26 protein-coding genes, 1 tRNA gene and 1 pseudogene are annotated in these 26,316 nt (G+C 34.6%); 12 read left to right on the top strand and 16 right to left on the bottom strand.

Annotation, left to right across the window (positions count from 1 at the left end):
* Positions 1 to 193: 193 nt before the first annotated feature.
* From CW751_RS01305 to pheS, 3 genes are read right to left on the bottom strand one after another with little or no spacing between them, the layout of a single operon-like run.
* Entirely contained in the window at positions 194 to 1,273 is a 1,080-nt protein-coding gene (locus tag CW751_RS01305) for a glutaminyl-peptide cyclotransferase (protein WP_101333149.1), read from the bottom strand.
* A 4-nt stretch (positions 1,274 to 1,277) separates the two neighbouring features.
* Positions 1,278 to 1,649, bottom strand: a complete 372-nt coding sequence (gene ytxJ / locus CW751_RS01300; RefSeq protein ID WP_101333148.1) for a bacillithiol system redox-active protein YtxJ — start codon at positions 1,647 to 1,649, stop codon at positions 1,278 to 1,280.
* A 2-nt stretch (positions 1,650 to 1,651) separates the two neighbouring features.
* Positions 1,652 to 2,674 (bottom strand): phenylalanine--tRNA ligase subunit alpha, encoded by a 1,023-nt coding sequence (gene pheS, locus CW751_RS01295; RefSeq protein WP_240612524.1) that lies wholly within the window; start codon positions 2,672 to 2,674, stop codon positions 1,652 to 1,654.
* A 143-nt stretch (positions 2,675 to 2,817) separates the two neighbouring features.
* Between pheS and CW751_RS01290 the strand changes: the two genes are divergently transcribed.
* The 7 genes from CW751_RS01290 to CW751_RS01260 all read left to right on the top strand — a co-directional run bounded on the left by CW751_RS01290 (position 2,818) and on the right by CW751_RS01260 (position 6,982).
* Positions 2,818 to 3,195 carry a hypothetical protein gene (locus CW751_RS01290; RefSeq protein ID WP_101333146.1) on the top strand — a complete coding sequence of 126 codons (378 nt, stop codon included), beginning with the start codon at positions 2,818 to 2,820 and terminating at the stop codon, positions 3,193 to 3,195.
* A 71-nt stretch (positions 3,196 to 3,266) separates the two neighbouring features.
* Entirely contained in the window at positions 3,267 to 3,647 is a 381-nt protein-coding gene (locus CW751_RS01285; protein WP_101333145.1) for a hypothetical protein, read from the top strand.
* 456 nt (positions 3,648 to 4,103) lie between these two features.
* Positions 4,104 to 4,193, top strand: a tRNA-Ser gene (locus CW751_RS01280).
* Between the two features lie 76 nt (positions 4,194 to 4,269).
* Positions 4,270 to 5,124 (top strand): MotA/TolQ/ExbB proton channel family protein, encoded by an 855-nt coding sequence (locus CW751_RS01275; protein WP_101333144.1) that lies wholly within the window; start codon positions 4,270 to 4,272, stop codon positions 5,122 to 5,124.
* 44 nt (positions 5,125 to 5,168) lie between these two features.
* On the top strand, positions 5,169 to 5,651 hold the full coding sequence (locus CW751_RS01270; protein WP_101333143.1) for a hypothetical protein: 483 nt from the start codon (positions 5,169 to 5,171) through the stop codon (positions 5,649 to 5,651).
* Positions 5,652 to 5,657: 6 nt separating this feature from the next.
* A complete protein-coding gene (locus CW751_RS01265; protein WP_101333142.1) occupies positions 5,658 to 6,461 on the top strand; it encodes an ExbD/TolR family protein in 804 nt (267 codons plus the stop codon).
* A 2-nt stretch (positions 6,462 to 6,463) separates the two neighbouring features.
* Positions 6,464 to 6,982 (top strand): ExbD/TolR family protein, encoded by a 519-nt coding sequence (locus CW751_RS01260; RefSeq protein ID WP_101333141.1) that lies wholly within the window; start codon positions 6,464 to 6,466, stop codon positions 6,980 to 6,982.
* Here the strand turns inward: CW751_RS01260 and CW751_RS01255 are convergent.
* The 8 genes from CW751_RS01255 to CW751_RS01220 form a co-directional block, all read right to left on the bottom strand.
* Positions 6,969 to 7,838 (bottom strand): CPBP family intramembrane glutamic endopeptidase, encoded by an 870-nt coding sequence (locus tag CW751_RS01255; protein ID WP_101333140.1) that lies wholly within the window; start codon positions 7,836 to 7,838, stop codon positions 6,969 to 6,971. The genes CW751_RS01260 and CW751_RS01255 overlap by 14 nt on opposite strands.
* Positions 7,835 to 9,235: a rod shape-determining protein RodA gene (gene rodA / locus CW751_RS01250; protein ID WP_101333139.1), complete on the bottom strand. Its 1,401-nt coding sequence runs from the start codon at positions 9,233 to 9,235 to the stop codon at positions 7,835 to 7,837. The genes CW751_RS01255 and rodA overlap by 4 nt, the downstream gene beginning before the upstream one ends.
* Positions 9,228 to 11,102, bottom strand: a complete 1,875-nt coding sequence (locus CW751_RS01245; protein WP_101333138.1) for a penicillin-binding transpeptidase domain-containing protein — start codon at positions 11,100 to 11,102, stop codon at positions 9,228 to 9,230. Before CW751_RS01245 ends, rodA begins: the two co-directional genes overlap by 8 nt.
* Positions 11,099 to 11,614, bottom strand: coding sequence for a hypothetical protein (locus CW751_RS01240; protein WP_101333137.1), 516 nt, complete (start codon positions 11,612 to 11,614; stop codon positions 11,099 to 11,101). Before CW751_RS01240 ends, CW751_RS01245 begins: the two co-directional genes overlap by 4 nt.
* Positions 11,611 to 12,444 (bottom strand): rod shape-determining protein MreC, encoded by an 834-nt coding sequence (mreC, locus tag CW751_RS01235; protein ID WP_101333136.1) that lies wholly within the window; start codon positions 12,442 to 12,444, stop codon positions 11,611 to 11,613. Before mreC ends, CW751_RS01240 begins: the two co-directional genes overlap by 4 nt.
* A 15-nt stretch (positions 12,445 to 12,459) precedes the next feature.
* Entirely contained in the window at positions 12,460 to 13,485 is a 1,026-nt protein-coding gene (locus CW751_RS01230; RefSeq protein WP_101333135.1) for a rod shape-determining protein, read from the bottom strand.
* A gap of 96 nt (positions 13,486 to 13,581) precedes the next feature.
* Positions 13,582 to 15,108: a bifunctional phosphoribosylaminoimidazolecarboxamide formyltransferase/IMP cyclohydrolase gene (gene purH, locus CW751_RS01225; RefSeq protein ID WP_101333134.1), complete on the bottom strand. Its 1,527-nt coding sequence runs from the start codon at positions 15,106 to 15,108 to the stop codon at positions 13,582 to 13,584.
* A 149-nt stretch (positions 15,109 to 15,257) separates the two neighbouring features.
* Complete coding sequence (locus CW751_RS01220) at positions 15,258 to 15,635, bottom strand: globin domain-containing protein (protein WP_101333133.1); 378 nt, start codon at positions 15,633 to 15,635, stop codon at positions 15,258 to 15,260.
* A gap of 55 nt (positions 15,636 to 15,690) precedes the next feature.
* Here CW751_RS01220 and CW751_RS01215 point away from each other — a divergent pair, with 55 nt between their 5' ends.
* Both CW751_RS01215 and CW751_RS01210 read left to right on the top strand, forming a co-directional pair.
* Complete coding sequence (locus CW751_RS01215) at positions 15,691 to 16,911, top strand: OmpA family protein (protein ID WP_101333132.1); 1,221 nt, start codon at positions 15,691 to 15,693, stop codon at positions 16,909 to 16,911.
* Complete coding sequence (locus CW751_RS01210) at positions 16,904 to 18,067, top strand: OmpA family protein (protein WP_101333131.1); 1,164 nt, start codon at positions 16,904 to 16,906, stop codon at positions 18,065 to 18,067. Before CW751_RS01215 ends, CW751_RS01210 begins: the two co-directional genes overlap by 8 nt.
* 3 nt (positions 18,068 to 18,070) lie before the next feature.
* On the opposite strand, the gene CW751_RS01205 is transcribed toward CW751_RS01210, so the two are convergent.
* The 5 genes and pseudogenes from CW751_RS01205 to CW751_RS01185 form a co-directional block, all read right to left on the bottom strand.
* Positions 18,071 to 19,042, bottom strand: a complete 972-nt coding sequence (locus tag CW751_RS01205; protein ID WP_101333130.1) for a polyprenyl synthetase family protein — start codon at positions 19,040 to 19,042, stop codon at positions 18,071 to 18,073.
* A gap of 201 nt (positions 19,043 to 19,243) precedes the next feature.
* Entirely contained in the window at positions 19,244 to 20,527 is a 1,284-nt protein-coding gene (locus tag CW751_RS01200) for a M28 family metallopeptidase (protein WP_101333129.1), read from the bottom strand.
* Positions 20,517 to 21,320, bottom strand: coding sequence for a hypothetical protein (locus CW751_RS01195; protein WP_101333128.1), 804 nt, complete (start codon positions 21,318 to 21,320; stop codon positions 20,517 to 20,519). The genes CW751_RS01200 and CW751_RS01195 overlap by 11 nt, the downstream gene beginning before the upstream one ends.
* 189 nt (positions 21,321 to 21,509) lie before the next feature.
* Positions 21,510 to 22,670 carry a 4-hydroxyphenylpyruvate dioxygenase gene (gene hppD, locus CW751_RS01190; protein WP_101333127.1) on the bottom strand — a complete coding sequence of 387 codons (1,161 nt, stop codon included), beginning with the start codon at positions 22,668 to 22,670 and terminating at the stop codon, positions 21,510 to 21,512.
* A 48-nt stretch (positions 22,671 to 22,718) separates the two neighbouring features.
* Positions 22,719 to 23,878, bottom strand: a pseudogene (locus CW751_RS01185) (homogentisate 1,2-dioxygenase).
* Between the two features lie 345 nt (positions 23,879 to 24,223).
* Here CW751_RS01185 and CW751_RS01180 point away from each other — a divergent pair.
* Genes CW751_RS01180 through CW751_RS01170 form a run of 3 tightly spaced genes read left to right on the top strand, consistent with a single transcriptional unit; the run spans position 24,224 to position 26,168 of the window.
* Positions 24,224 to 24,937 carry a YebC/PmpR family DNA-binding transcriptional regulator gene (locus CW751_RS01180; RefSeq protein ID WP_101333126.1) on the top strand — a complete coding sequence of 238 codons (714 nt, stop codon included), beginning with the start codon at positions 24,224 to 24,226 and terminating at the stop codon, positions 24,935 to 24,937.
* 60 nt (positions 24,938 to 24,997) lie between these two features.
* The gene (locus tag CW751_RS01175; protein ID WP_101333125.1) at positions 24,998 to 25,654 is read left to right on the top strand and encodes a CvpA family protein; all 657 of its coding nucleotides are present in this window, start codon (positions 24,998 to 25,000) and stop codon (positions 25,652 to 25,654) included.
* Positions 25,644 to 26,168, top strand: a complete 525-nt coding sequence (locus CW751_RS01170) for a hypothetical protein (RefSeq protein ID WP_101333124.1) — start codon at positions 25,644 to 25,646, stop codon at positions 26,166 to 26,168. The genes CW751_RS01175 and CW751_RS01170 overlap by 11 nt, the downstream gene beginning before the upstream one ends.
* The last annotated feature ends 148 nt before the right edge of the window (positions 26,169 to 26,316 follow it).

Here is a 26,316-nt window from a genome sequence, read left to right as displayed (position 1 = left end):
AAGATTTCACAGCATCTGAAGTATTAAAAAAGAACAAAACTTTATCTTTCATTAATGGGGATGGAAATAAGAATAGATTGCTTCGAAATACAAAAATGATGTTCCAAAAAGCACCTCTAATAAATCAAAGGTTGAAGAGATTAGTATCTAAATCTCAAATGTTCGGAATAAAAGTCGTTAATTAAATCGTTCGCTAATTGTCTAAACGTAGACCAATTTCTAAAAGATTGGGCCAGTTTTTACCCGTTACAAACAATTGTTTGGTCGACGCCTTATATGCAATTCCATTCAAGACTTCTCCTGTTTTTCGATAATCTAAGGCCAAAATGCTTGCATCAATGTTTCCTGTAACCGCTCCTGTTTCTGGATCTATGATAACCATTTTGTTGCGTGTATAAATATTAGCATATATTTTACCGTTGATGTATTCTAATTCATTCAACCCCTTAACAGGCCCATTGTTTGAAAACACTTCAATCGATTTTTTCATTCCGAAAGTATTTGGGTCTCTAAAGTAAATACGTTCCGAACCATCAGACATAATTAAGTTTTCTCCATCATTACATAATCCCCAACCTTCACCTGTGTAAGTAAATGTTTCGAGTTCTTCTAAGGTGTTTTTATCATATACGAAACAAGTGTGCTCTTGCCATGTGAGCTGATATAAACGATCCCCCATAATGGTAATTCCTTCTCCGAAATATTTTTTGTCGAGTTCTTTTTTCTCTTTAATAGCTCCTGAAACTAAATCTACTTTTGCAACCATACTAACTCCCGTAGCACCTTTTCCACCAGTTCCCTCATACAATTGACCCCCATCAAACTCAAGTCCTTGTGTGTATGAAGTGGTAGCATGTGGAAAGACTTGAATAACTTCTGCTGTATAGTCTTTTGGAGAAAAATCTGGAAAAATTTTAATAATTCTATTATCTCTGCGAGACTTTCCTTCTTTTGTTTTGCTTTCTAAAGTTAATTGGTTGGTCCCAATATCCCACGATCGGGTACTTACCTCAAACACGTAATTCTTTTTCGTCGCATTACCCTCAAAAATTGTAGTGTCTTTAGTAAAAACTCGAATTTCATCGACTTCTTCAGGAACAGCAACACTTACTTCTACACGTATAACTTCGCCTTTTTTAGCACTTGCATTATTAAAAGGAAGTTCAAATTTTGCAGGCGTTAAACTACCTACTTTTACTTTTTCATCACCTGTACAGGCATTAAATAAACTTAAAGATAAAATGAGTGTTGAAATAAAAACGAGTTTTTTCATGGCTTTAAAGTATGTTTTGAATTGCTGAAGCAGAAATTCCGTTGTGGGTATCCGTGAGAATTACTTCTTTGTTTTTAACTACAATTACTTGTGGTGATTGATGCTCAACACCTGTTAGTTCAGCTAAGGCATTAGAAACAGGTCGATTTGCGATTAAATCAATAAAACATAATGTACATGGTGTTGTTGAGTTCCAATCTTTTTCAAAGCGACTGAGTGCCATTGAAGAGATGCTGCAACGTGTAGAGTGTTTAAAGAAAACTACAGGAAGATCTTTTGAAGCTTCAAAGGCTTGTTTTAAATCTTCAGTTGAATCTATGTTTTTCCAATTTAACTGATTGGAATTTGATTTTTTTTTAAATGAAAACAGTCCCATATTTAAAAAGCTGATTTAAATTGTTTTAAAAATCGTATATCATTTTCAGAATATAAACGCAAATCATTTACGCGGTATTTTAATTGTGCAATACGCTCTATCCCCATACCGAAAGCAAACCCGCTGTATTCTTTCGGATCAATATTGGCTGATGTTAAAACACTTGGATCTACCATTCCACAACCTAGGATCTCCAACCAACCAGTATACTTACACACATTACATCCTTTTCCTTTACAAATCGTACAGCTTACATCTACCTCTGCACTTGGTTCCGTAAAAGGAAAATAGGAAGGTCGCAATCGGATTTGGGTTTTTTTACCAAACATTTCCTGTGCAAAATAGAGTATTGTTTGCTTTAAATCTGCAAATGAAACATCTTTATCTATAAATAATCCTTCTACTTGATGGAAAAAACAATGCGCACGTGCAGAAATAGCTTCATTTCGATAAACGCGTCCTGGAGAAATTGTACGAATAGGAGGCTTGCTATTTTCCATTACACGTACTTGAACCGATGAAGTATGTGTTCTTAGTGCAAGTTCTTCATCCCCTTTTTCAACAAAGAATGTGTCTTGCATATCTCGTGCAGGATGTTCATCGGGAAAGTTTAATGCCGAGAAGTTATGCCAATCATCTTCAATTTCTGGACCTTCAGAAACGCCATATCCTATGCGCTCAAAGATGGAAATAATTTCATTTCTAATTACATTTATAGGATGTCTCGCTCCAATTTCATTTGGTTCGCCTGGTCGCGAATAATCAATTACTTCTTTTTGATCAGTAGCTCCTGACAATTTTTCTTTAAAATTATCATAAATACGTTGAGCTTCATTTTTAAGTTCATTGATTTGTAAACCAACGGCCTTTTTTTGTTCATTTGGAACAGTTTTTAATTCTGCAAATAAAGGTTTTAAACAGTTTTTAGAACCTAAAAATTTTATTCTGTACGTTTCTAATTCCGTTTCGGTTTTAAGTTCCGATTGGCGCACTTCGTTTAGCAGTTGTTCTATTTTACTTTGGATCTCAGACATATCAAATTATTCTAGAAATAAATGTGTTTCAGAATACACACCCTCAATTTTGAGCACAAATTTAGCAGTTATTTTTCGGAATAATAATTATTCTGTAACTTTGCGCAAGTAATTTGATTAGAAGATCCAAAAATATGAAACAAAAACATACGCTTTTCCTATTGTTACTCGTTGTGATGAGTATGATTTCGACTTCGTGTAAAAACACCGATGATTCGATTTTAAAAATCTATGTACGTTCGAGTGATAATATCCTAACACCTAATATCAATGTTAGAATTGTAGGGGATATCGATAAAGATACACCTGAATACTTTGATGAAAAGCGTTCTGATGATTCTGGGGTTGCCAAATTTAATCTCAACGACCTGTTTGATCAATATGATGGTAAGGACGATAAAGTTGCTTACCTTACTGTATACGCAAAAGATACTGCTGATTATTACACCTCTATAACTGTTCGTGCAAAAGCACACTTAACAGCTACGGAAACAATTAATTTAGAAGAATAGCAACCTTTTTTAGAAATCTCCGTTATAAATAATAGAAAAACAGTACTTTTAACTTTACGAAATTAAATACTATGAAAAAATATATTTACATCTCCGGATTTATGCTTATCGCTTTTGCTTTGTCTTTTTCATTCGGTTCTTGCCGAAAAAAAGGTGATACCATTGCAAAAGTTACTGTTCGTGACACAGCCAATGTAATTGTTCCTAATGCACGAGTTATTCTTTATGGGACATCAACTTTGCCACAGCCAAAACCTGTTGAGAGAAGAGATACAACCACAACAAACTCTTCTGGAGTTGCTATTTTTAATTATAATGAAGTGTATCAACTCGGACAAGCAGGGGTGGCAGTTTTAGATATCATCGCTGAAAAAGGAGATATGTATGGAGAAGGAATTATTAAAATTGAGGAAGAATCAGAAAACGAAGCAACAGTTTTTATTCAACCTTAAGTTTAAGTCAACATATTATTAAAAGAGGAGCTTTGGTTCCTCTTTTTTGTTTTTTAGAGATCTTTAAATACTGTTCGCAATTATTAAATAACTGTCCAAGAACAAATGAAACGTATAAGTCAAACTATATATGTTTGCAGACTTATTATCAAATTGACAAGAACTTCGTTTGAGAATTTTAGGATAATGTAAAATCATTGGTCTAAATATAATTCTTCACGATCTAATTTTTGAGACTGATTCGACAAATTTATTTTATTGATTTGTTTGACAATGCGCAATTAAATAGCGTATCGGTAAAATTCGATATTGTAAGTTTACGCGGTAACTCTAAATTATTTTTAGAACGTGTTATTCAAATATTTTGCCCGATTTTAAAAGAAGACCCGTAGATTCCTTTTAGAGTAAATATTTTTTTGTACTTTAGCCCGTCGAAAAGGCACAAGTTGACATTTTGGAGAGGTGCAGGAGTGGCTGAACTGGCTCGCCTGGAAAGCGAGTATTCCTTCATCGGAATCGAGGGTTCGAATCCCTCTCTCTCCGCCATTAAACTTGTTAATTTTTGATTTAATTAGGATAAGTAATAATTTTAGAAAAGCGATTAATTTTTAATCTTTGGAACATGAAAAAAATAGTTAGTTCTTTAGCAATTATCGGAATGTTTACATTCGGATTTAGCACAGTATCATTTGCAAATCAACAAGAACCAGTTGATGCAGATCAAGAAGCAGTAGAAAATGTAGTAGAGGAAGACACTTCCAAGAAAGTGTCCCAAGTTGAACCCTCAACAACCATTGAGCCTGAAGCTGAGGAAGTGGAAGAAGAGGTGGAGAAAGAAGTTGGTTTCGTTTCTACACTTAAGAAAAAGTTTATTGAAGGAGATCCATTTTGGATGGGTATCGTATTGATTGCTTTAATTATTGGTATTGCTTTATGTATTGAACGTATCGTTTATTTGAACCTTTCTTCTATCAATACTAAGAAATTCTTAGAAGATGTTGAAGAAGCGATTTCAAAAGGAGATGTTGAAGGAGCAAAAGAAATTTGTAGAAATACAAGAGGTCCAATTGCATCGATTTTTTACCAAGGTTTATCGCGTATGGACGAAGGTGTAGAAGCTGTTGAGAAAACAGTAGTTGCCTACGGAGGTGTTCAAATGGGTCTTTTAGAAAAAGGAATTTCTTGGATTTCATTATTTATTGCCCTAGCGCCAATGCTTGGATTTATGGGTACGGTAATCGGGATGATTCAAGCCTTTACTAAAATTGTTGAGGATGGTCAGGTATCTCCTATTACTGTAGCAGGTGGTATTCAGGTAGCACTTTTAACAACCGTATTTGGTTTGATATCAGCAATTATTCTACAGATTTTTTACAATTACATTATCTCTAAAGTAGATAATATTGTAAATGAAATGGAGAATGCTTCGATTTCATTGGTTGACATGCTAATTAAATACAAAACTCCTGTAAAGTAGTTTGTAGTTAGTGAGTATTGTTTCATTTAAAAAATTCATAAAATATGAATAACGAGAAAAATTTAAATATTCTTGGTCTAATTATAAAGATTCTTATTGCTGCACCAGCATTGATATTTGGCTTTATTGTGATGACTTCAGGAGTAAATGCTGACAGTGCAGATGTTGAGAAACTCGCATTTATGGATAGTTTAGCGTTCAACGGTGTGATAAACATTAGTTTATACGCTATTGCCATAACTGTCGTTTTGATATTAATTTTCTTTGTGGTATTGTTGATTATGCGTCCTTTGCAAGCGATTAAATCGATCTTAGGGATAATCATCGCAGGAGTATTGTTCTTTATACTTTATTCCATGGGAACCACAGACAGCCTTGAAAGCTTAAATGTTGTTGGAGACATTACAGCAAGTCAATCGGCAATCGATTTTACACACGCTGGTATCTATACCGCGATAATTGGATTGGCTGTATGTTCTGTAGTGGCGATCTTCATGGGCTTCATTGTTAAATTATTTAAGAACTAAAACGGAATGGCAAAGCGAGAATCACCGGAAATAAACGCAGGTTCGATGGCGGATATCGCCTTCTTACTGCTGATCTTTTTCCTTGTTACTACAACAATGGATAAAGACACGGCGTACTTGCGTACAATTCCAAAAAAGGTGGAGACTGATAAACCTCAGCCTCCTGTTCAAAAGAAGAACATTTACAAAATAGCGATTAACAGTAGACAAGTTATTCAAGCGCGTGATTCGATCATTCCACCGAATGAAATAGAATCGTTGAAAAAACGAATTAAGCACTTCTATACTGTAAACAGATGGAAAAAATCAGATAGAAATATCGATTATCCTTATTACTCTTACGGTAGTATTCAATTGTATAACAAGAATATTGAAGAACTTGAAGAGCGTGTAAGAAAGCTTGATGTAAGTGATAATCCTGATGAACGAACAGAAAAGTTAATTGCTCAATCTCAAGATGCAATCGGAAAATGGAAAGAAAAGCTAGAGAAAATGAAACTTTATCAAAAGTTCAGTGGGAAAAATGAAATTCCTGAAATAGCGTATGAAGCGCATATTCGTCTTGAATCTTTCCTTGATACTGATTACTCTGCTTATGTTGCAGTTCAATCAGAAATCCAACGAGCAGTCACTGAGTTGAGGGATGAAGAAGCCAAAGAGATTTTTGGTATCACTTATACTACCATGAATAATTTTTATCAACAGAAGAAAACTGAAGACACTCCTAAGGTTCGAACTTATCGAGAGTATATGGATCTTATAGAAGTTTTATTTCCGTTGAAGTTAATTGAGGTAGAACCAAAACGTTAATTATGTCAAAGTTTAGAAAAAATGATGAAAAACCAGCTCCGGGGATAAATACATCCTCGCTGCCTGATATTGTTTTTATGCTTTTATTCTTCTTCATGGTTGCTACAACAACCAAAGAACAAGATCCATTGGTAAAGATAAAATCAGCGAAAGGGAATGGTTTAACTGACTTGACTCCTTTTAAACAAAGGGGAGAAGTAGACTTTATATATCTAGGAGCTCCAATAAAAGGAGATGAAAACAAATTTGATAAAGGAATTGCTGTTCAATTTGATGGAATTATCGCTCCTAATGGTATTGATTACCTCAAGAAATGGAAAGTCGAAAAGTTTGAAAATAAATCTGATGATGTTACAGCTCCACGAGAAAACATTATCACCTGTTTTAAAGCCGATGAAAAAGTACCTATGGGTATTTTATTCCAAGCTAGGAAAATATTGCAAGATTTAAACTTTAACTCTATTGCTTATTCAGCACAAGAAAAAGGAAATAAATCTGAGTACAATATTAGAGAGCAGTAGGTTTTATTTTTTTAAGATAATAAATTATTAATCCCATTAGTAGCAATACTGATGGGATTGTTATTTCTATATAGGAAGAATTCAGCCATATTGGTGTTGAATCCGTAGATAGCCAATGTATGTTTAAGCCATTATTTAATCCATGTAATAACATACCTGGGATGATGCTGCCAGATACATGGTAGATCAATGCTAGAACAACTCCAAATGTGAATATTGGGAGCATTTGTAGATAATTAAAGTGAAGCAAAGCAAATATGAATGCGCTGGATAGTATGCTTAATTTCAAGTTTTTTGTATGTGCATACATATGATGAAATAAAAATCGCCTAAAAGCAAATTCTTCTGCTATTCCTGTTATTACCGCAACTATAAGCATTGCAGTAAAGTATGTGATTGAAAAAGGCGTTCCAATTAATGTTTTAAGTTGTTCGTCAGCCATGTTTTTTTGAGCCGTTAAATCGGTATACATGCCAATCCATTTCAATACCACTGCATTCAAATCGGCTAAAAAAGGAAGCAACATAAAAGCAACAATAAACAATAAAATAGACCAAATTACAAAAGGAAATCTTGTCGCATAAGTAGGATTTATTTTTGTTTTGAACCAACGCATATACACCAAACCAGGAACCAGTAAAAATCCTACCTGGAAAGGTAAAAAGTGGATTAACATATAGGCTATAGGATAATTTTCTCGCTGTAATGCTATTTGATCTGTTGGTATTTGAGGATAAAAAGTACTTATAACTACGCTTACAAGCATTGATAATGTTACAAAAGCAACGAAACCAATAGCAAATAATGCTAAGGCTTGTTGAAACGGTGAAATTGAATTAAACTTATCTTTCATCATGCTAATACTTCCCTTCTTTGACTGTCTAATTTAAGCAAAACAAAAATCATAATTAAAAAAGACATCATTGAGGAGCCACCGTAACTAAAAAATGGTAATGGAATTCCAATAACGGGTATTATGCCAATATTCATACCTACGTTTATGGCAAAATGATAGAATATAATCATGGCTACGGAGTTAGCATATATGCGCGCAAATCTACTTTTCTGTCGTTCAGCAATAACAATTATACGTATGAGCAATAAGGTAAATAGAACCACAAGGGTAGCCGAACCAATGAACCCCCACTCTTCAGAATATACAGAAAAGATAAAGTCCGTTTCGCTTTCTGGAACATGACCACTTCGTGGACTCGATAAAATAGCTTCTTTGTATCCAACTCCAGAAAAACCACCAGAACCTACTGCCGCTAGGGCTCTATTTCTATTGTAATCCTTTCCGTCTTGGTCTTCTATTTTGCCCAACCATAAATCGATTCTATCCTTTTGATGAACTTGTAACACATTCAAATAGGTGTATGATACCACTCCAACGTAACCTATAGCTATAAAGTAAGAAATAACTAGAATTGATTTTATTTTCTTTTTAGATCTTTGGGCGGCAAATTGATGGACAAGAAAAAACACTAATACCGCTAGCATCGTGAGAGATACAATTAATAAAACCCATCCTTTTACATCAACACCCGGTAAGAAAGAATAGGTGTGAACAGACTCCGTTAAATAAAGTGTTATGATACTAAAGAATATAATCATAAAAATCATGGGGATAAAATGAACCCCTACCCAGGTTTCTTTATATCGAAACCCGAAAATATTATTGAGAAAAAAGAGAATAATTGGATCAAAAGTAATTCCTTCTCTATACATCACAAAAAAGAAAGCCGTGAAAACTAGAAAGGTACCTGTATCATTTTGAATAAGGATTAAAAGCATCGTTAATACAACCACCGTCAGCGCAGCAATTAATGTTTTTCGTGAAATTAATTTCCCACGTCCTTGAGCAATGACATACGCCAACATTAAAGAAGTGGTAAACTTGGAAAACTCAGAAGGTTGAATACCCATTGAACCAACACCCAACCAAGATCTTGCACCATTAATGGGCTCTGTGAACAAGACCAAAATGAGCAGTACTAACACCGTGAGAAAGGCCAAAGGAGTCAGTTTTCTTATATAGTCACTATCAATCAAAGAAATAACAATTCCTAAAAAGAGTCCAATCCCAATCCACATAATTTGTTTTCCATACAATGTGTTTAAATCAAAAATAAAAGGACGTTCCGGGTTAAAAGCTGCTGAATAAACATTAACAATTCCCATGAATAAAAGCGCCGCAACAATGAGAATGGTAAACCAATCCCAACCTTCTGATTTATGTGCATATCTATTCATCGTTGGCAATAAAATTTTTGTCGAGGATTCGTTGTTCCTTATAGGTGTTTGTGATTTCGCCTTTAAGGTATTTCTCCATCATTAAACTTGCTATAGGTGCAGCCCAAGTACCACCGAAACCTGCGTTCTCAACAAAGACAGCGATAGCTATTTTGGGATTGTCTAACGGAGCAAACGCCATGAATACTGAATGATCTTCTCCGTGTGGATTTTGAGCTGTTCCTGTTTTTCCAGCAACAACAATATCATCAATTCTTGCTCTTCTTGCTGTTCCATAAGGTTCATTTACAGCATCGCGCATTCCTTCCTTTACCACAGCAAAATGTTGTGGATCAACCATAGACTTTTTCTTAACGAGAAATTTATCTAAAGGCCCATCATCACCCATTGATTTAACAAGGTGAGGTTCGTAATAATAACCATCATTTGCGATAATGGCTGCGAGATTCGCCATTTGTAAAGGAGTTAATTTTACCTCACCCTGACCAATACTATTTGAACGAATAGTAGAGAAAGCCCAGCGATATTCACCGTACCAATGATTGTAGAATTCCACATTTGGAATAACTCCACTGCGCAATCCAAAAATATCTGTTTCCGGTTTGATGCCTAAACCAAAACTTTTCATGTACGTTTCCCATAAAGACAATCCGATTGCGGCATCTTTAAAAATACTTTTTTCCTTTCCTTGTTGAATAATTCGCTTAACCAAATGGTAATAATATGGATTACAAGAATATTGAATAGATTTCGCTACATTACTTGCGGGAGGGTGATTGTGACACCCCACTAAAGACTGCGTACATGGAAATCCAGTGTTTTCGGTAATGACTTCTTCTTGGAGACCAACCAACGCCTGAATTATTTTAAAAATAGATCCTGGTGGGTATTCTGCTGCTAAAGGACGCGGATAAAAGGGCTTTAATGAATCGTTGTAAAGTTTTCTGTAATTCTTTCTGATGTTTCGCGTTCCCACCATCATGTTTGGATCAAAACTAGGTGCACTTACCATGGCTAATATTTCTCCAGTAGAGGGTTCTATTGCCACAACAGAGCCTAATTTGTTTTCCATTAATTTCTCGCCATAGGCTTGTAAATCGATATCGATACCTAAATGTAAAGGTGGTCCTTGCTGCGCATTTGTGTCTAATTTTCCATCTGCAAAATTATCGACTCGTTTTCCTCTAGCAGAGGACAGAATCACTTTTACGCCTTTTTGTCCTCTCAGGGAGAATTCATAATACTTTTCAAGTCCCGTCCGACCAATAAAATCTCCCACATTATAAAATCTCCGATCGGCATTAAGCTCCGTGGCATTAATTTCATTTAAGTATCCGAAAATGTTAGCACCATGCGGACTTGGATAGTCTCGCATACTAATTGCATGTTCATAAAACCCCTTAAAGTCTGGAAGTTCTGTTGCAATCTCTGCCATCTCATTTGCAGAAAGTTCTTTTAAAAAAGCATGGGGTAGGTAAGTCCGATAATCATTTACTACTGTGTCATTCCCCGTCTTTTTGCTTCGCGTACGGCGATCTAATGATTTTTTAATTTGTGCAAATCTTTGTTCTATGGAATCTACGGAAATGCCAATTAACTTTGAAAACGCAACTGTATCAAAGTCTTTTATATCATCTTCAACAAACATTAGGTTGTAGTAGGTTTTATTGGCAACTACTTTTTGCTTATTTCTGTCGTATAATATTCCCCGTGGTGGTTTTATGATAATTTTACGCTTCGCAACTTCACCAGCACGTTCTATCCATTTATCATCAATAACTTGCATGTAAAAAAGTCGACCAATAAAGACAATTCCTACTAGTAAAAATAGAAAAATGAAGACCAATTTTCTGCTTTCTAAATTCATATATTTTTAGACCTTTTAAAGAATAAAATTTGAATAAGAACACTGATAATTACTGAGACAACAACACTTAATAAGGTACTCATTGCAATTTCTTTCCATGCTGTCCATTTGAAGTACTCAAGTGTGAAAAACCATAAATGATGAATAAAAAATAAAGATAATGCAACTTTAATAAACCATGCATATCCCCATTCATTGGCTGTTGGTTCTTTTAGTAAATCATAATCATCACGAGGTGCAAATCTTGTAAAAATACTCGGACGTATGTAAGCTATTAAGACCGCAGCGCTTGCATGAAGCCCAAAAGTATTCATAAAGAAATCTACGCCAATTCCGATTAAAAACGCCAAAGCCATAAGTACAACAGGTCGTGTGTCAAATGGAAGCATGATAATAAACAAAGGATATATCATCGGATGTATGCCATATCCAAAGTCTAATTGTCCAAATATAAGTCCTTGTGCTAAAACAAAAATTATAAAGCGAATGATATGTGTTAGTATATTATTCATTGTAATTCTTGAATGTTTTTCTCAAGTGTTTGAAGCTCTTCTTGGTGAATGTTTTTAATAATATATACGTAATGCAAACGACGCATATCTTGATTTAAACGAACAGTAAGGTCCCACATTGGTTTTCCTTCTACGGGTTGCATATTTTCAATTATTCCAATGGGTTCTCCTTGTGCAAAATATCCACCACTTCCACGAGCTAAAACTTTACTGCCTTTTTTGATAATAATATCGTTAGAAATTCCAGTTAGTTTTACACGTCGAGGATCCTTAGTTTCATATTTTATTAAGCCATGTGCATTTGATCCCTTAACATACGCACTGATATTAATATTACTTGTTAATATCGATTTTACAATTGAAAAATGTTTCGAAACGTCATAAACAATTCCGACTACTCCGTCTGAGGAAACAACCCCCATCTTTTTCTCTATTCCTTTTTCTGTACCAGCATTAATTGTGAAGTAATTATTTGCGTGGGTATGAGATGAATTAACTACCGTGGCTGGAATTCGTTCAAAAACAAGTTTGTTAATGGTGTCATTAATAATTGAAGTTTTCGGATCAACAGAAATAAAATTGTCTGGAATTCGTTTTTCTAGAGCTACATTTTCTGCTTGAAGTTTTTGATTGGCTTCATCCAAATATAAATATTTAATAATATTTCTTTCCCATGAAAGCAAAGTTCCTGTAATGGTATTTGCTGAATTAAAGAACTTTGTTCGTGGAAAACTCATCACAGAAAAGTATGAACTCAACGCAACAACTTGTAAAATTAGGAAGACCAGAAAAACTTGGAATCTTCTAAAAAATGCTATGAACTTTAGCATATATACACTTTACTTTTAATCCCTGATTAAAAACTGGAAACGATTAATATTTTTCAATGCGATACTTGTTCCTCTAGCAACTGCTCTTAAAGGATCTTCCGCAATATGAACGGGTAATTTTGTTTTTAAAGACATTCTTTTGTCTAGACCTCTTAACATAGATCCTCCACCTGCAAGGTAAATACCTGTACGGTAAATATCCGCTGAAAGCTCTGGTGGTGTCATTTCTAAAGCACTTAAAATTGCTTCTTCAATTTTAGCAATTGATTTGTCAAGCGCATGAGCAATTTCAGAATAACTTACAATTATTTCTTTAGGAATACCTGTCATTAAATCTCGTCCACGTACGGCAAAGTCTTCAGGTGGATTATCTAATTCAGGTAAAGCCGAACCAACCTCTATTTTTATTTGTTCCGCTGTACGTTCACCTACTAAAATATTGTGTTGGCGGCGCATATATTCTTCAATATCACTCGTAAAGTCATTTCCTGCAACGCGAATTGATTTATCACTTACAATTCCTCCCAAGGCAATAACAGCAATTTCTGAAGTTCCTCCTCCGATATCGATAATCATATTCCCCATAGGTTCCTCTACATCAATACCAATTCCGATTGCAGCTGCCATAGGCTCGTGAATAAGATAAACTTCTTTTGCGCCAGCGTGTTCTGCAGAATCTCGCACAGCTCTTTTTTCCACCTCAGTTATACCAGAAGGAATACAAATCACCATTCTAAGCGAAGAATTGAACAAACTCTTACGTCTTTTGATCATTTTGATCATTCCTCGAATCATTTGTTCAGCACATTGAAAATCTGCAATAACTCCATCTTGCAAGGGACGCACAGTTTCGATTAACTTATGGGTTTTTCCATGCATTTGACGTGCTTTTTTACCAATCGCAACAATTTTACCTGTTTGAATGTCTCGTGCTACAATTGAAGGCTCATCTACAACAACTTTATCATCCATGATAATCAGTGTGTTGGCTGTTCCTAAGTCAATTGCAATATCTTGTGTTAAAAAACTAAATAATCCCATATCGTTTACGGCGTAATTTTAATCTGTTTACTGAGTGTAGCGTTTATTTCACCCAAAAATAAGTAAAATTATATACTCTGCTTTGTTTTTTGAGTTTTAATGTTTAAAGTGTCTATTTCCTGTAAAAACCATTGCCATTTTATTCGCATCACAATATTCAATAGAATGTTTATCTTTTATTGAACCTCCAGGTTGAACAACCGTGTTAATACCTTCTTTGTTAGCAATTTCCACGCAATCTGGGAAAGGGAAAAACGCATCAGATGCCATTACTGCACCTTTCAAATCAAAATTAAATGACTTTGCTTTGTGAATTGCTTGGTTTAAAGCATCTACTCGCGAAGTTTGTCCTGTTCCACTCGCCAATAACTGTCCGTTCTTTGCCAATACAATTGTGTTTGATTTGGTATGTTTGACCAATTTATTGGCAAACACTAAATCTTCTTTCTGAGCAGCTGTTGGCGCTAGATGGGTTACTGTTTCAAAAGCATCAACAGTTTCTGTTATGGCGTCACGATCTTGTGCCAATACACCATTCAAAATCGTTCTAAATTGCTGCTTTGGTAATTCAATGGCTTTTTGAACAAGAATGATTCTATTCTTTTTCGATTTTAATATTTCAAGTGCTTTTGCATCAAATTGAGGTGCAATAACGACCTCACAAAACAGATCATTAATTAACGCTGCGGTATCAACATCAATTTCTTTATTGGCAATTAAAATTCCACCAAATGCTGATACAGGATCACCCGCCAAGGCATCTTTGTATGCTTGAAGGAGTGTGTCTCGTGTGGCTAATCCACAGGCGTTATTGTGTTTTAAAATAGCAAATGTTGGCGCGTCATTTTTAAAATCTTCCATCAAACAAACAGCGGCATCCACGTCAAGTAAATTGTTATAAGACAATTCCTTTCCATGTAACTTGTCAAAAATTCCTTCTAAATCTCCATAAAAAACACCTTCTTGGTGTGGATTTTCTCCGTATCGTAGAACTTGAGCAGTTGGTATACTTTGCTTAAAGACTGGAGTTTCTCCTTGATTGAAATAATTGAAAATGTGTGTATCGTAGTGTGAACTCACATTAAATGCTGCTTTTGCATATTGTTTTCTTTGTTCTAGGCTTGTTGTTCCCTCTTGATTATTTAGCAATTCAAGAAAGTCAGCATATTGATCACGCGATGAGATTAACATAACATCGTTGTAGTTTTTTGCCGCCGCTCGAATAAGAGATATCCCGCCAATATCAATTTTTTCTATTATTTCTTCATGAGAACCACCATTTGCTACTGTTTCCTCAAATGGATAAAGATCTACCATGACCAAATCAAAAGAAGGTATTTCAAATTTCTTGAGTTGATTTTGGTCTTCTGTGTTCTCCGAACGATTTAAAATTCCACCAAAAACTTTCGGATGTAAAGTTTTAACACGACCTCCTAAAATTGAAGGATAAGATGTTAAATCTTCTACCCGTTCAACAGAAATGCCCAAATCTTTTATAAAAGATTCTGTTCCTCCTGTACTATAAATTTTTACTCCTTGATTATCAAGTTTTTTAACTATGGGTGCGAGACCTTCTTTGTTAAAAACTGAAATGATTGCGCTTTTGATTTTTGTGTTGCTCATGAATGAAATATTAATAAGCATACAAAAGTAAATAGAATAACGGATTTTGTGCTTTTTTTAGGGAGAATTAGCTATTAATTTTTAACAAATACCAACCAAATGCTTGCTTTATAGTAAGCACTGAATTCGATGGTCTTTATAAACCTATTTTAATGGTTTACCATGTGTTGCGCAAGTTTTGGAAAACTATTGTAAAGCTTTTCTGATACTTCCTTAGAAAGATTAAGTGTACCTATCGCTTTTTGCATACAATTAAGCCAAGCTTCCATGGCTTTTTGATCGATCTTGTGTGGGAGGTGACGCATTCTCATTCTTGGAGCTCCGTATTTTTCAATATATAATCTGGGTCCTCCAAAAAATTGCGTAAGAAAACAATATTGTTTTTCTTTTATAACCTCTATATCACCTTTGAAAAGTGGTGCTATTTCAGGGTCTTGATAAACAAATCCATAAAAGCTGTCTACTAACTTTTTAATTTTCTCTTTTCCAAGTACGGTATATAACGAATCTATTTCTTGATGTTCCATTTGTCAACAATATTAGTTATTTTTAGCCACACTGTTGCTCAAAACCTCGGTATTAATGATGTTGCGATGTTTACTTTTGTTAATTCTTATTTCTCCGTCTTTTCTTTATAGTCAGTATAGAAAGGATGTTAGAAACTTTGCAGAATGTTACGAAAATAGCTTTATTGGCCATCCTGGAGATTACGAACTTCAGTTTACTGGACGGTATGGGATTGAAACTGATTTTAATGCGTATAGCAGTTTATCGGAATTAGAATTAAATAATACTTTTTGGTATTCGTTTGTTGCTCCACATGAAGGTTTGTTTCTATTTTCCGGTATAGCTGAAGAAAGTAGTATGATGGATATCTTAATTTTTTCAAAAGAACAAGGTTTTGACAAACATGATGAAATAAAAAATACAAGCATTTGTGATGATATAAACCGTGGAACTGCCGTCATAGAGCGGATTATGAAAGTTAATACAGCGGATACTTTTGGTTTGAATAAAGCTCCGAACGAACAGTTTATGTATGGTTTAAGATTATCTGAAGGACAAGAAATTTATTTAATGTTTAATTCTTCCCAAAGTATACGATTCAAAGCTTTTTTAAATGTCAAATTTGAAGTTAATTTCTCAGCAGTTAATGTGGCTGAATTAAAAAAATCTATTGATGTACGTAAAAACAAAAAGTATGCATCGTTACGTGTACATTTAAGAGATAAAAGTACGGGACTACCAATAAAAGGCAAGATGATTGTTAGGAATTCTAAAAAGCTTAATGGTTTGTACAATGGTTCGGAATTTATTTTTTCGATTCGAAATAGAGAAAGCTTAAGTTTAAGCATTGACGCTGAGGGGTATTTTTTTATTGATAAACATCTTTTTCTTGAAGAAGATAAAGACCATGAATTAACTTTATGGTTAGAACCCGCAGAATTAGGAAGAAGAATTGAGCTGGATGGAATACAATTTGAAGTTGGAAGCAGCGAGTTTATAAAAGGTGCTGAATACAAATTAGCTCGATTAAAAGATTTTCTTTTATTAAATTCATCTATTCATATTGAAATAAGAGGTCATGTGCATGAATATGGTGAGTCGACTTTTGCGGGAAAGAGAATGTCATCGTCTCGTGCTAAGGCAGTGATGAAGTATTTGATTGACAATGGTATTGAAAGAAGTAGATTGAGTGCAAATGGATATGGAAACGAGTTCATGATTTATCCTGAACCAAAATTTGATTGGCAAGAACAGGCAAATAGAAGGGTTGATATTAGAATAATTAAGAATGATTAGAATTTATAAAAATGTTGTTTTTTGGATTTTTATTTCAAGTGCAATACTTGTATATGGACAAAATGATACATTTAGCACTAATGTCAGCGATTGTTTTGGAGCTGTTCAAATGGAAATAAATCGCCCTTTAAAACCTAAAATCCCAGTAAATAATGGTCAGGTTGATGATTTACAAATGTTCAGTGAAGCGCTTGAATTTAGTGAATTAAATAGCCTTTGGTTTAGATTTGAATCAAAACAGTCAGGAACTTTTTCTTTTCAGATACAGAATAAAGAAGCTGCCATAGAGTATGGTGTATTTTTGCTTGATAAAGGACAAGATTGTTCAGCTATTCATCAAGGAGATGCAGGGCTTTTAATTCATAAGTATTTAAAGAAATCACACGGTAGTTTTGTAAGTGATTCAATACTTTATGCCAAGGGTCAAACCATCATCATTTTCGTGAACACACCTTCAACAAAAAAGAATGAATTTGAAGTTCAAGCTGATTTTAAAGAAAAAATCAGTAACGATGAATTCCTTTCTATGCAAAAAACGTTTGATTTTAGAACTGATAAAAGTAAAAAACCGTTTAGTATAAAGATTAGAGATGCCAATACGAAGCTTCCAATTGTAGCGAATATATTAATTTCAGAATCAAGAACACATAATGCTTTATATAACGCTTCAGATATTGTTTTTCCTTACTCAGATAATCTAAAAATGAACTTGAACATCGATGCTACAGGTTATTTTTTTCAAGATGTTTCTATTAATACAAGAAAAAACAAAACTAATGAGCGGATTATTTACCTAAAGGCCTTAGAGCACAATCAATTGATTGAACTTGAAGGCTTAGTTTTTGAATCTCAATCAGATGCTCTCCTAGAGGAGGCGCTTCCTAAACTAAAGCGATTAAAAGACTTTATGGTGATGAATAGAACAGTGAAAATTGAAATTCAAGGTCATGTTCATTTTGATGGAAAAAATACTTTTAAAGCAAAACAACTATCGAGGAAGCGGGCTAAAACCATAAAAGATTATTTAATCGCCAACGGAATAGATAAATCACGTATTTCTACGGTTGGATTTGGTAATGAAAAAATGCGTTATCCAGCAGCACAAACAGATGCAGAAAAACAAGCCAACCGAAGGGTAGAGATTAAAATTTTGTAGCCTTTACTTTTCTCTATTTGTTGTGTACTCAACAAGCATTATAAGGGAGTTCTTACTTGGTGAATCAGGAATGGGCTCTAATAAAGCTAAAGCCTCATTTTTTAAGGCAATCATTTTTTGATAAGCGTATTCAATACCTCCATTTTCTATAACGAGCTGTATTGCCCGACGAACCTTCTTTGGACGTTCATTATATCTTTTTACAATATTGATGAGTTCTTTTCGGGTTTTATTATCGACTGTGTTTAAGGTGTAAATTAAAGGAAGCGTCATTTTTTGTTCACGAATATCGTTACCAGTAGGTTTCCCAATTTTTCCTGGCGTTCCAAAATCAAAAATATCATCTTTAATTTGAAATGCTAATCCTACTTTTTCTCCAAATTGCCGCATGCGGTCTGCTTCATCTTCTCTTTCAACCGAAACTGCTCCTGCCTCACAACAAGTAGCAATTAAAGAGGCTGTTTTCTGTCGAATTACTTCAAAATAGGTTTCCTCATCAATGTCTAATTTTCGTGCTTTTTCAATTTGAAGCAATTCTCCTTCACTCATTTCTCGAACGGCGCGTGCTACAATCTCTAAAGATCTGTATTTTTTATGTTCAATACTCATTAGCAAGACCTTTGAAAGAAGAAAATCTCCAACTAATACCGCAATTTTATTTTTCCACAAGGCATTGATTGAGAAAAAACCACGTCGCTCATTTGCATCATCTACAACATCGTCGTGTACCAACGTCGCTGTATGTAAAAGTTCAATTAAAGATGCCGAATTATAAGTATCTGTGTTTACTTCTCCCAACATTTTAGAAGTAAGGAAAACAAACATCGGACGCATTTGCTTTCCTTTTCTTTTAATAATATAATGGGTGATTTTATCCAACAACGGAACTTTTGATTGCATTGTTTGCTTAAAATGCGCTTCAAACTTAATCAGTTCGTCGGCTATCGGGGCTTTAATATCACTCACTTTTATCATGGTTCACAAATATAGTCAATTCGCTACTGCTTATCCCGTATTATTCATGAGATTATTTTGTATTTTTAAAAGGATGACAGTGGAATAGGGAGACAGGCAACTGACGAACGAAAAATAAGTTTTTTGTTTTATGAAGCTGTCTACTTTTATTTATCATGGTTTGGCGAAATAGGCGGATAAGCACAGAACAAAATCGGTTAACTATATGCGCTCTATAAATTCAACCAATAATTTTACAATGTTGTCATAGGCATCAAACGAAAGTTCTTCGTAGGTATCGTAAACGTCATGATAATTTTTATTGGGACCCATGGTATAAATGAAAAATGAAGGAACATCTGCTATATGGAAGTGATAATGATCACTGTTTTGTGTTTCACCTCTCGGTTTTACCTGACTCAAATATTGTTTTTTCGTATTGATTTTCTGTAATAACTTAAATGCTTTTTTATGAATCCGTCCATTTACAGCAGTAATGCCATCTTCTCCACTGCCCATGATATCAAGATTTAATAAAAATTTAATTTTTGAAAGGTCGAGATGAGTATTTTCTACAAAATACCTTGAACCAACTAAACCAGCCTCTTCTCCAGCAAAAGCAATGAATAGAATATTGTATTCACTTGGGTTTTCAATAAAATAATCGGCCATAGAAATTAACATTGCTGTTCCGCTAGCATTGTCATTGGCGCCTGGAAAATAGGTTTCTGGTGCTGTTCCCATTCCGCCTAAATGATCGTAATGTGCCGTAAAAACAATGGTTTCTGCTTTGTTTGACCTTTTTTTAGCGGGAAGATAACCTACAACATTTTTACTCTCGAAATTTTTTACAAATTCAGCCTCGATTTGTACTTCTAATTGGACGTTTTCATCAATTTTACTTGATTTAATGTGTAAAATTGGGTGTTTTAACTGTTTTCTTCCTACCGACCAAGTAAATTTTTGATCAGTTGCATAAACAACAGGCCCTATATTTATGGCTAATGTGTTGAAGGTATAAACTGCTTTATAGGCGGCTTTTGGTGTCATGCCTGTTATGTCGATAAAAAAACCACTTTTTTCCCCATCGATTACCTGCGCTATAATTGAATCAATAGGATATTTTTTAGTGAGAACGCTCGTGTCGATTGCTATTAAATCAAGTTTGCCTTCAAAAGCTCCTGAAGTAGCATCAACTAAATAATCTACTCCTGGTTGTAGCATTTCTTTCCCCACTTTTACTTTTACAGTACCAGGAAAAGTATTTACATCCATTGAAAAAGTTTGGAAATAGGAGTTGTTTTTAAAATAAGGTTGTAACCCAGCTTTTTGAAATTCATCTTTGAGGAAATGAGCGGCTTTATTGACACCATTTTTTACATATCCTCTTCCATAAAGTGAATCGCTGCAAAGCACTTCTGTAATACGTCTTGCTTTTTCTTCTTGACCGTAAATAAGAAAAGAAGAGATCAGTAATGAGAAAGCTAATATAGATTTACTCGACATATCTTCTAATTATCAAATGTGCGAATTCATCTACCGCACTATTGTCTTTGTCCCAATTTTCTTTGGCAGCAACTTCGCTTAACGTGCGCAATGCCGCTTCATTGTTTTCTAGGTCATCTAAGGTTGATAAAATAGAATTGTAAAGATCTGTGTTTCCATTAAATAGCTCTCCGATAAAAAGAAGTCGATCGTTTAATCCGACTGCATTTTGAAGTGTATCCAACTTTGAAGTCCCTAATCGGTCGCCAGCAGCTTGTTGATATGCCTTAGAAAAATAAGCGTAAAAAGACTGGGCATCACCGCTTGAAGCTGCTCTAGCTGGAGGTGTTTCTGGTGCGGTATTCGTCGGTGTTTCAACCGATGAGGTTTCCTTTGTCTCTGTTGCTACCGCTTCACTTATTTTAGTGGTTTCCCGATCAACAACTTCTTCACTTTTTTGTTGGTCAAATTCTCCTGAGAAATCAAATTGAATTTCTCCAGCCGAAGCAGTCTCTTGTTCTTCTTTTGTTTCATTTTTAGGAGATGCAGCCGTTTCTTCTACCTCGTTTATGATTTCTTCGGTAGGTTCTGGCGCATCTGTTATTGCTTTTTCTTCAGTTTGCTTAGACGATGAATTGGCATAAACCTGTTCTTCTTTTGCTTTGTAATCTAAAATAAGCGCTCTTTCGTATAGATCTCTTGAGAGGCTTTTAAACTCTTCTAATTCTTTTTGAGACAATTTTTCTGAAGAGAGTTGCTGACTTAAAGTATTTACGCGATCTGCAATAGCTTGAAGATTTTCGTATGAATTCATGTTCTGAGATGTAATTTAATCGTTTAACGTAAGCAATAATAACTTTCAATCGATAAATAAAACGAACGCAAATGACCTTTGTTATTATTTACCATCGATAATTTTAAAACTGATACGAAGTTATAAAAAAATAAAACACCTTCTCTCGATATTTGAAAGAAGGTGTTTGTTATTTCAAAAGTAGAGGGTTTATAAAGTTCCTCGTAATTCTTGTTCACGTTCAATAGATTCGAAAAGTGCTTTAAAGTTACCCGCACCAAATCCTTTCGCTCCCATTCTTTGAATTACCTCAAAGAACAATGTTGGACGATCTTCAACTGGCTTCGTAAAGATTTGCAATAAATAACCTTCTTCATCGGCATCAATCATGATTCCTAATGCTTGAAGTTTCTTGATGTCTTCTTCTAATTCGTGATCAAATTCCTTTAATCTATTCGGCACTAAATCATAGTAAGACTGTGGAGGAACAGATAAAAACTCTACGCCTCGTTTTCTCATATCTGAAACCGTTTTTAGAATATCATCCGTTGCTACAGCGATATGCTGAACTCCTGGACCTTCGTAGAAATCTAAGTACTCCTCAATTTGAGATTTCTTATTTCCTTCCGCTGGTTCGTTAATTGGGAATTTAATTCTTCCGTTTCCGTTAGACATTACTTTCGACATCAAGGCAGAGTATTCAGTGTGAATTTGCTTGTCATCAAAAGATAAAAAGTTAACAAAGCCCATTACGTCTTCGTACCATTTTACCCACGTATTCATTTCATTCCAGCCTACGTTTCCAACCATGTGGTCAACAAACTTAAATCCAACAGGCTCTGGGTTATAATCTGATTCCCATTTTACGAAGCCTGGTAAGAATGTACCGTCGTAGTTTTTACGTTCAACAAACATGTGAACTGTTTCTCCGTAAGTGTAAATTCCTGCACGAACAACTTCACCATGCTCATCTTTTTCTACCGTTGGTTCCATGTAAGATTTCGCACCTCTTTTTGTTGTTTCTTCGTACGCTTTTCTTGCATCTTCAACCCATAAAGCAACGATTTTCACACCGTCACCATGTTTTTTTACATGCTCTCCAACTGGATGATCACTTTTTAATGCCGTTGTAAGTACAATTCTAATTTTATCTTGCTTTAACACATAAGAAGCTCTGTCTCTTACACCTGTTTCTAATCCTGCATAAGCATACGATTGAAAACCAAAAGCAGTTTTGTAAAAATGCGCTGCTTGTTTTGCATTTCCTACATAAAACTCAATATAATCCGTACCGAGTAATGGAAGGAAATCTTGTGCTCCGTCAAAAATTTTCTCTAGTCCGTACTCTACATTTTTTACTTTTTTTGCCATTGCAATATTTTTATGATTGTTTATTTACTCTATTTAACTAATTCTTTCTTAATCTTCTAACCAACTGTAAGCATAATCAGGATTGTTAATATCCAAAGCTGCTTGTGTTAATTTTAGCGGTTTAAATGTATCCACCATAACAGCGGTTTCTCCCGTTTCTTTTTTACCAATACTTCTTTCCATTGCTCCAGGATGTGGTCCATGTGGAATGCCCATCGGGTGCAAAGAAATAAATCCTTTTTCAACGTGGTTTCTCGACATAAAATCACCGTCAACGTAGTAAAGCAACTCATCGGAGTCGATATTACTGTGATTGTAAGGCGCTGGAATAGCTTCAGGATGATAATCGTATAATCTAGGCACAAAAGAACAAATTACAAAATTATGTGCCTCAAAAGTTTGGTGAATTGGCGGTGGTAAATGTACTCGTCCTGTAATCGGTTCGAAATCTTTAATGTTGAAAGCATACGGGAAATTGTAACCGTCCCAACCAATAACATCAAAAGGATGTGATGCATAAGTAATGTGATGTAAGGTATTTTCCTTTTTGATTTTCATTAGAAATTCACCTTTTTCGTCGTGTGTTTCTAATTCACTTGGCGCTCTAAAATCACGTTCGCAAAATGGAGAATGTTCCATCAATTGTCCGAAGCCATTTCTGTAGCGTTTTGGTGTGTATATTGGAGAAAATGATTCTACAATAAAGAGTCGATTGTCTTTGCTATCGAAATGGATTTGGTAAATAATTCCGCGTGGCACGATTAAATAATCGCCAGGACCAAATGGAATATTTCCCAACATGGTTTTTAACGTTCCTGTTCCTTCGTGCACAAAAATCATTTCATCTGAATCGGCATTCTTGTAGAAATAATCTTTCATGGAATCTTGCGGTGCCGATAAAGCAATGTTTAAGTCGTTGTTAAACATTACAATTTTTCGACTGTCTAAATAGTCGCCTTCAGTTTTTACCTTGAATCCATTGAGCATTTGACTGGTAACCGATTTCTCCAAAGCGGCTGTTGGCGTTAAATCAATCGTTTCTCCAATTTTTTTACCATTGTAGGACGGTGAACATGGTAAATTAAAGAAGCAGTTCCGCTGAAACCTTCCGTTCCAAAGAGCTGCTCGTAATAATATCCGCCTTCTTCTTTTTTGAAGGTGGTATGTCTTTTATTTGGAATTTTACCCAATTTCGTATAAAACGGCATAAAGTCGTGTTTTTTTTGAATTAAAATTAATTGGTGGGGAGGTGCATTGAAAACGCATCACAAGAAAGTTCATTCTGGATTGCGCTTCAGTAAGGCTTTCTTTTTACTATTTATAGATTCGAATAGATGCATAAACAAATTCTAAATTCACACAAATATATAAAATTCAAGCGGTATTAGAAAACATTGAGATAGGAGTTTACGTTTTTCATTGTTTTGATGTTGTGGGAATCAATTGGAACTGGCTTGATGTAACTTTACTCGTAATTTTGAATTAAATCATCTGATTTAAATAGGTAAGCCAAAAAAATATTAAATTTGAATTGAACAAAAGATGAATAAGTTATGGGAAGAGCGTTTGAAGCACGAAGAGCCTCCAAAGAGAAAAGATGGGATAAAATGTCAAAAGTTTTCCCTAAGTTACTGAAAGTTATCACAATGGCTGCCAAAGAAGGTGGTGAAGATCCAGCAATGAATGCTTCGTTAAGAACTGCAATTCAAAATGCTAAAGCCCAAAATGTTCCGAAAGATAATATCGAAAAAGCCATTAAACGCGCTTCGGCTAAGGATGTAGAAAATTACGAACTGATTAATTATGAAGCGAAAGCTCCGCATGGTGTTTTGGTTTTTGTAGAATGTGCAACAGACAATACCACTCGAACCGTTGCCAACGTTAAGGCTTATTTCAATAAAGCAGGTGGACAAGTTGTTCCCAATGGCTCAATAGAATTTATGTTTAACCGAAAAGCTGTTTTTGAACTCGAAGAAACAGAGGGTATTGATATTGAGGAATTGGAATTTGAATTAATTGATGCGGGATTAGAGGAAATAGAACAAGATGAATCAGGAAGGATAACGATTTATGGTGACTATAAAAGTTTTGGAACACTTCAAACTGCATTAGAAGAACGCGACATCAAAGTCGAAAAATCGAGTTTAAAACGTTTTCCTACGGCACCAATTCAATTAAATGATGAACAATCAGAAGAAATTGAAAAACTTTTGGATAAGATTGAGGATGACGATGATATTCAACAAGTATTTACGAACATCGATTAAGAAGGTTTAGATCATTTGACCTACTAAAAACTGGGTAGTTTTCGCAAATAAAAGAACAATATGAATTTCGTAGACATCATCATAATTATTCCGCTAGCTTATGCCGCGTGGGTTGGGTTTAGGAAAGGATTGATTATTGAAGTTTTTACATTATTGGCGCTTTTAGTTGGTATTTATGCAGGTATTCATTTTTCTGATTGGACTTCCGATTTAATTCTTCAAAACATCGATATTGAAGGAAAATATTTACCTGTAGTTACTTTTACGGTTACTTTTCTTGCTGTCGGTGCAATGGTGTTTTTTGCTGGAAAAATGATAGAAAGGATGCTGAAAGTGGTTAATCTAAGTCCAATAAATAAAATTTTAGGTCTTTTCTTTGGTGCTATTAAGATGTTATATACCCTTTCCATACTCATTATTTTATTGGAAACTTATGACGAACGCGGTGGTTTTATTCCAAATGAAGTGAAAGAAGAATCTATGTTTTATTCTCCTGTAAAAGTTACAGCAGCTGCAACAATTCCAGCAATTGAGGAAAGCTCTATCTGGTTAAAAAATACTTTTAATGAACATGTTTTGGAGGGTGAAGAATTTAACTTTCAAGAGTTAAACCAGTTAAAAAAACAGGCAGATAGTTTAGGAATTTCAATGGAGGATATAAAAGAAATGAAAAGTCAATTAGATTCTCTCCAAAAAAGAGATACCAATGCGTATTGAGTTCGTCAAAACAGTATTCTTTATCGTTGTTTTAAGTTGTTGCTCACTTCTTTTTGCGCAAAATAAAAAACCGTTGATTCAGCCAAGTGTTAGGAAATTAGGACCTTATTTTGGAATTCAACAAGGACGCTTTACTGTTGGAGAAATTGGAATGGAAGCACAATTCAAAAACATAAGATTTAAAAAACCTAAAACCCATGGTGTTCATGGTGGATTAGAATATAACATTCCCAATAATGCCCTGGGTTTTAATTTAGGATATTGGCATAAACCTAGTCGAGTTGATTTAACCTATGGAGTTGACCTTGCGGTGCGTTCAAATTTCGAAACAGAAAGATTTGGTTTTTCACCCGTAATTGGCTACAAATTATTTGGATTTCATCTGCGTGCCGGATATATGTTTCTTACCCCTTCCGAGACCTTTACAAAAACAAATTCTTTGTTTATTAACCTGCGTTTTATCCTTGTTAATAATCGAAAATTCAGATTAAATAAACGCAACAAAAATAATTAGCACTTATTTAACCCGTATTATTAACTTCATCTATTCATTTTTCAGAGGAAGGATCTTGTTAAGTAAAAGAGCGTGCTTTTTAATTTAGTGTATTAAACTACGGGCAAAGTGCCTGGTAGGTATTTATTTTTTTCATTTACAGTCCGCT

The sequence above is a fragment of the Brumimicrobium salinarum genome, assembly GCF_002844555.1.
GTDB classification, from domain to species: domain Bacteria; phylum Bacteroidota; class Bacteroidia; order Flavobacteriales_D; family Crocinitomicaceae; genus Brumimicrobium; species Brumimicrobium salinarum.
The sequence above is the reverse complement of the archived record's forward strand: the minus strand, read 5'-3'. Positions and strand labels throughout refer to the sequence as shown.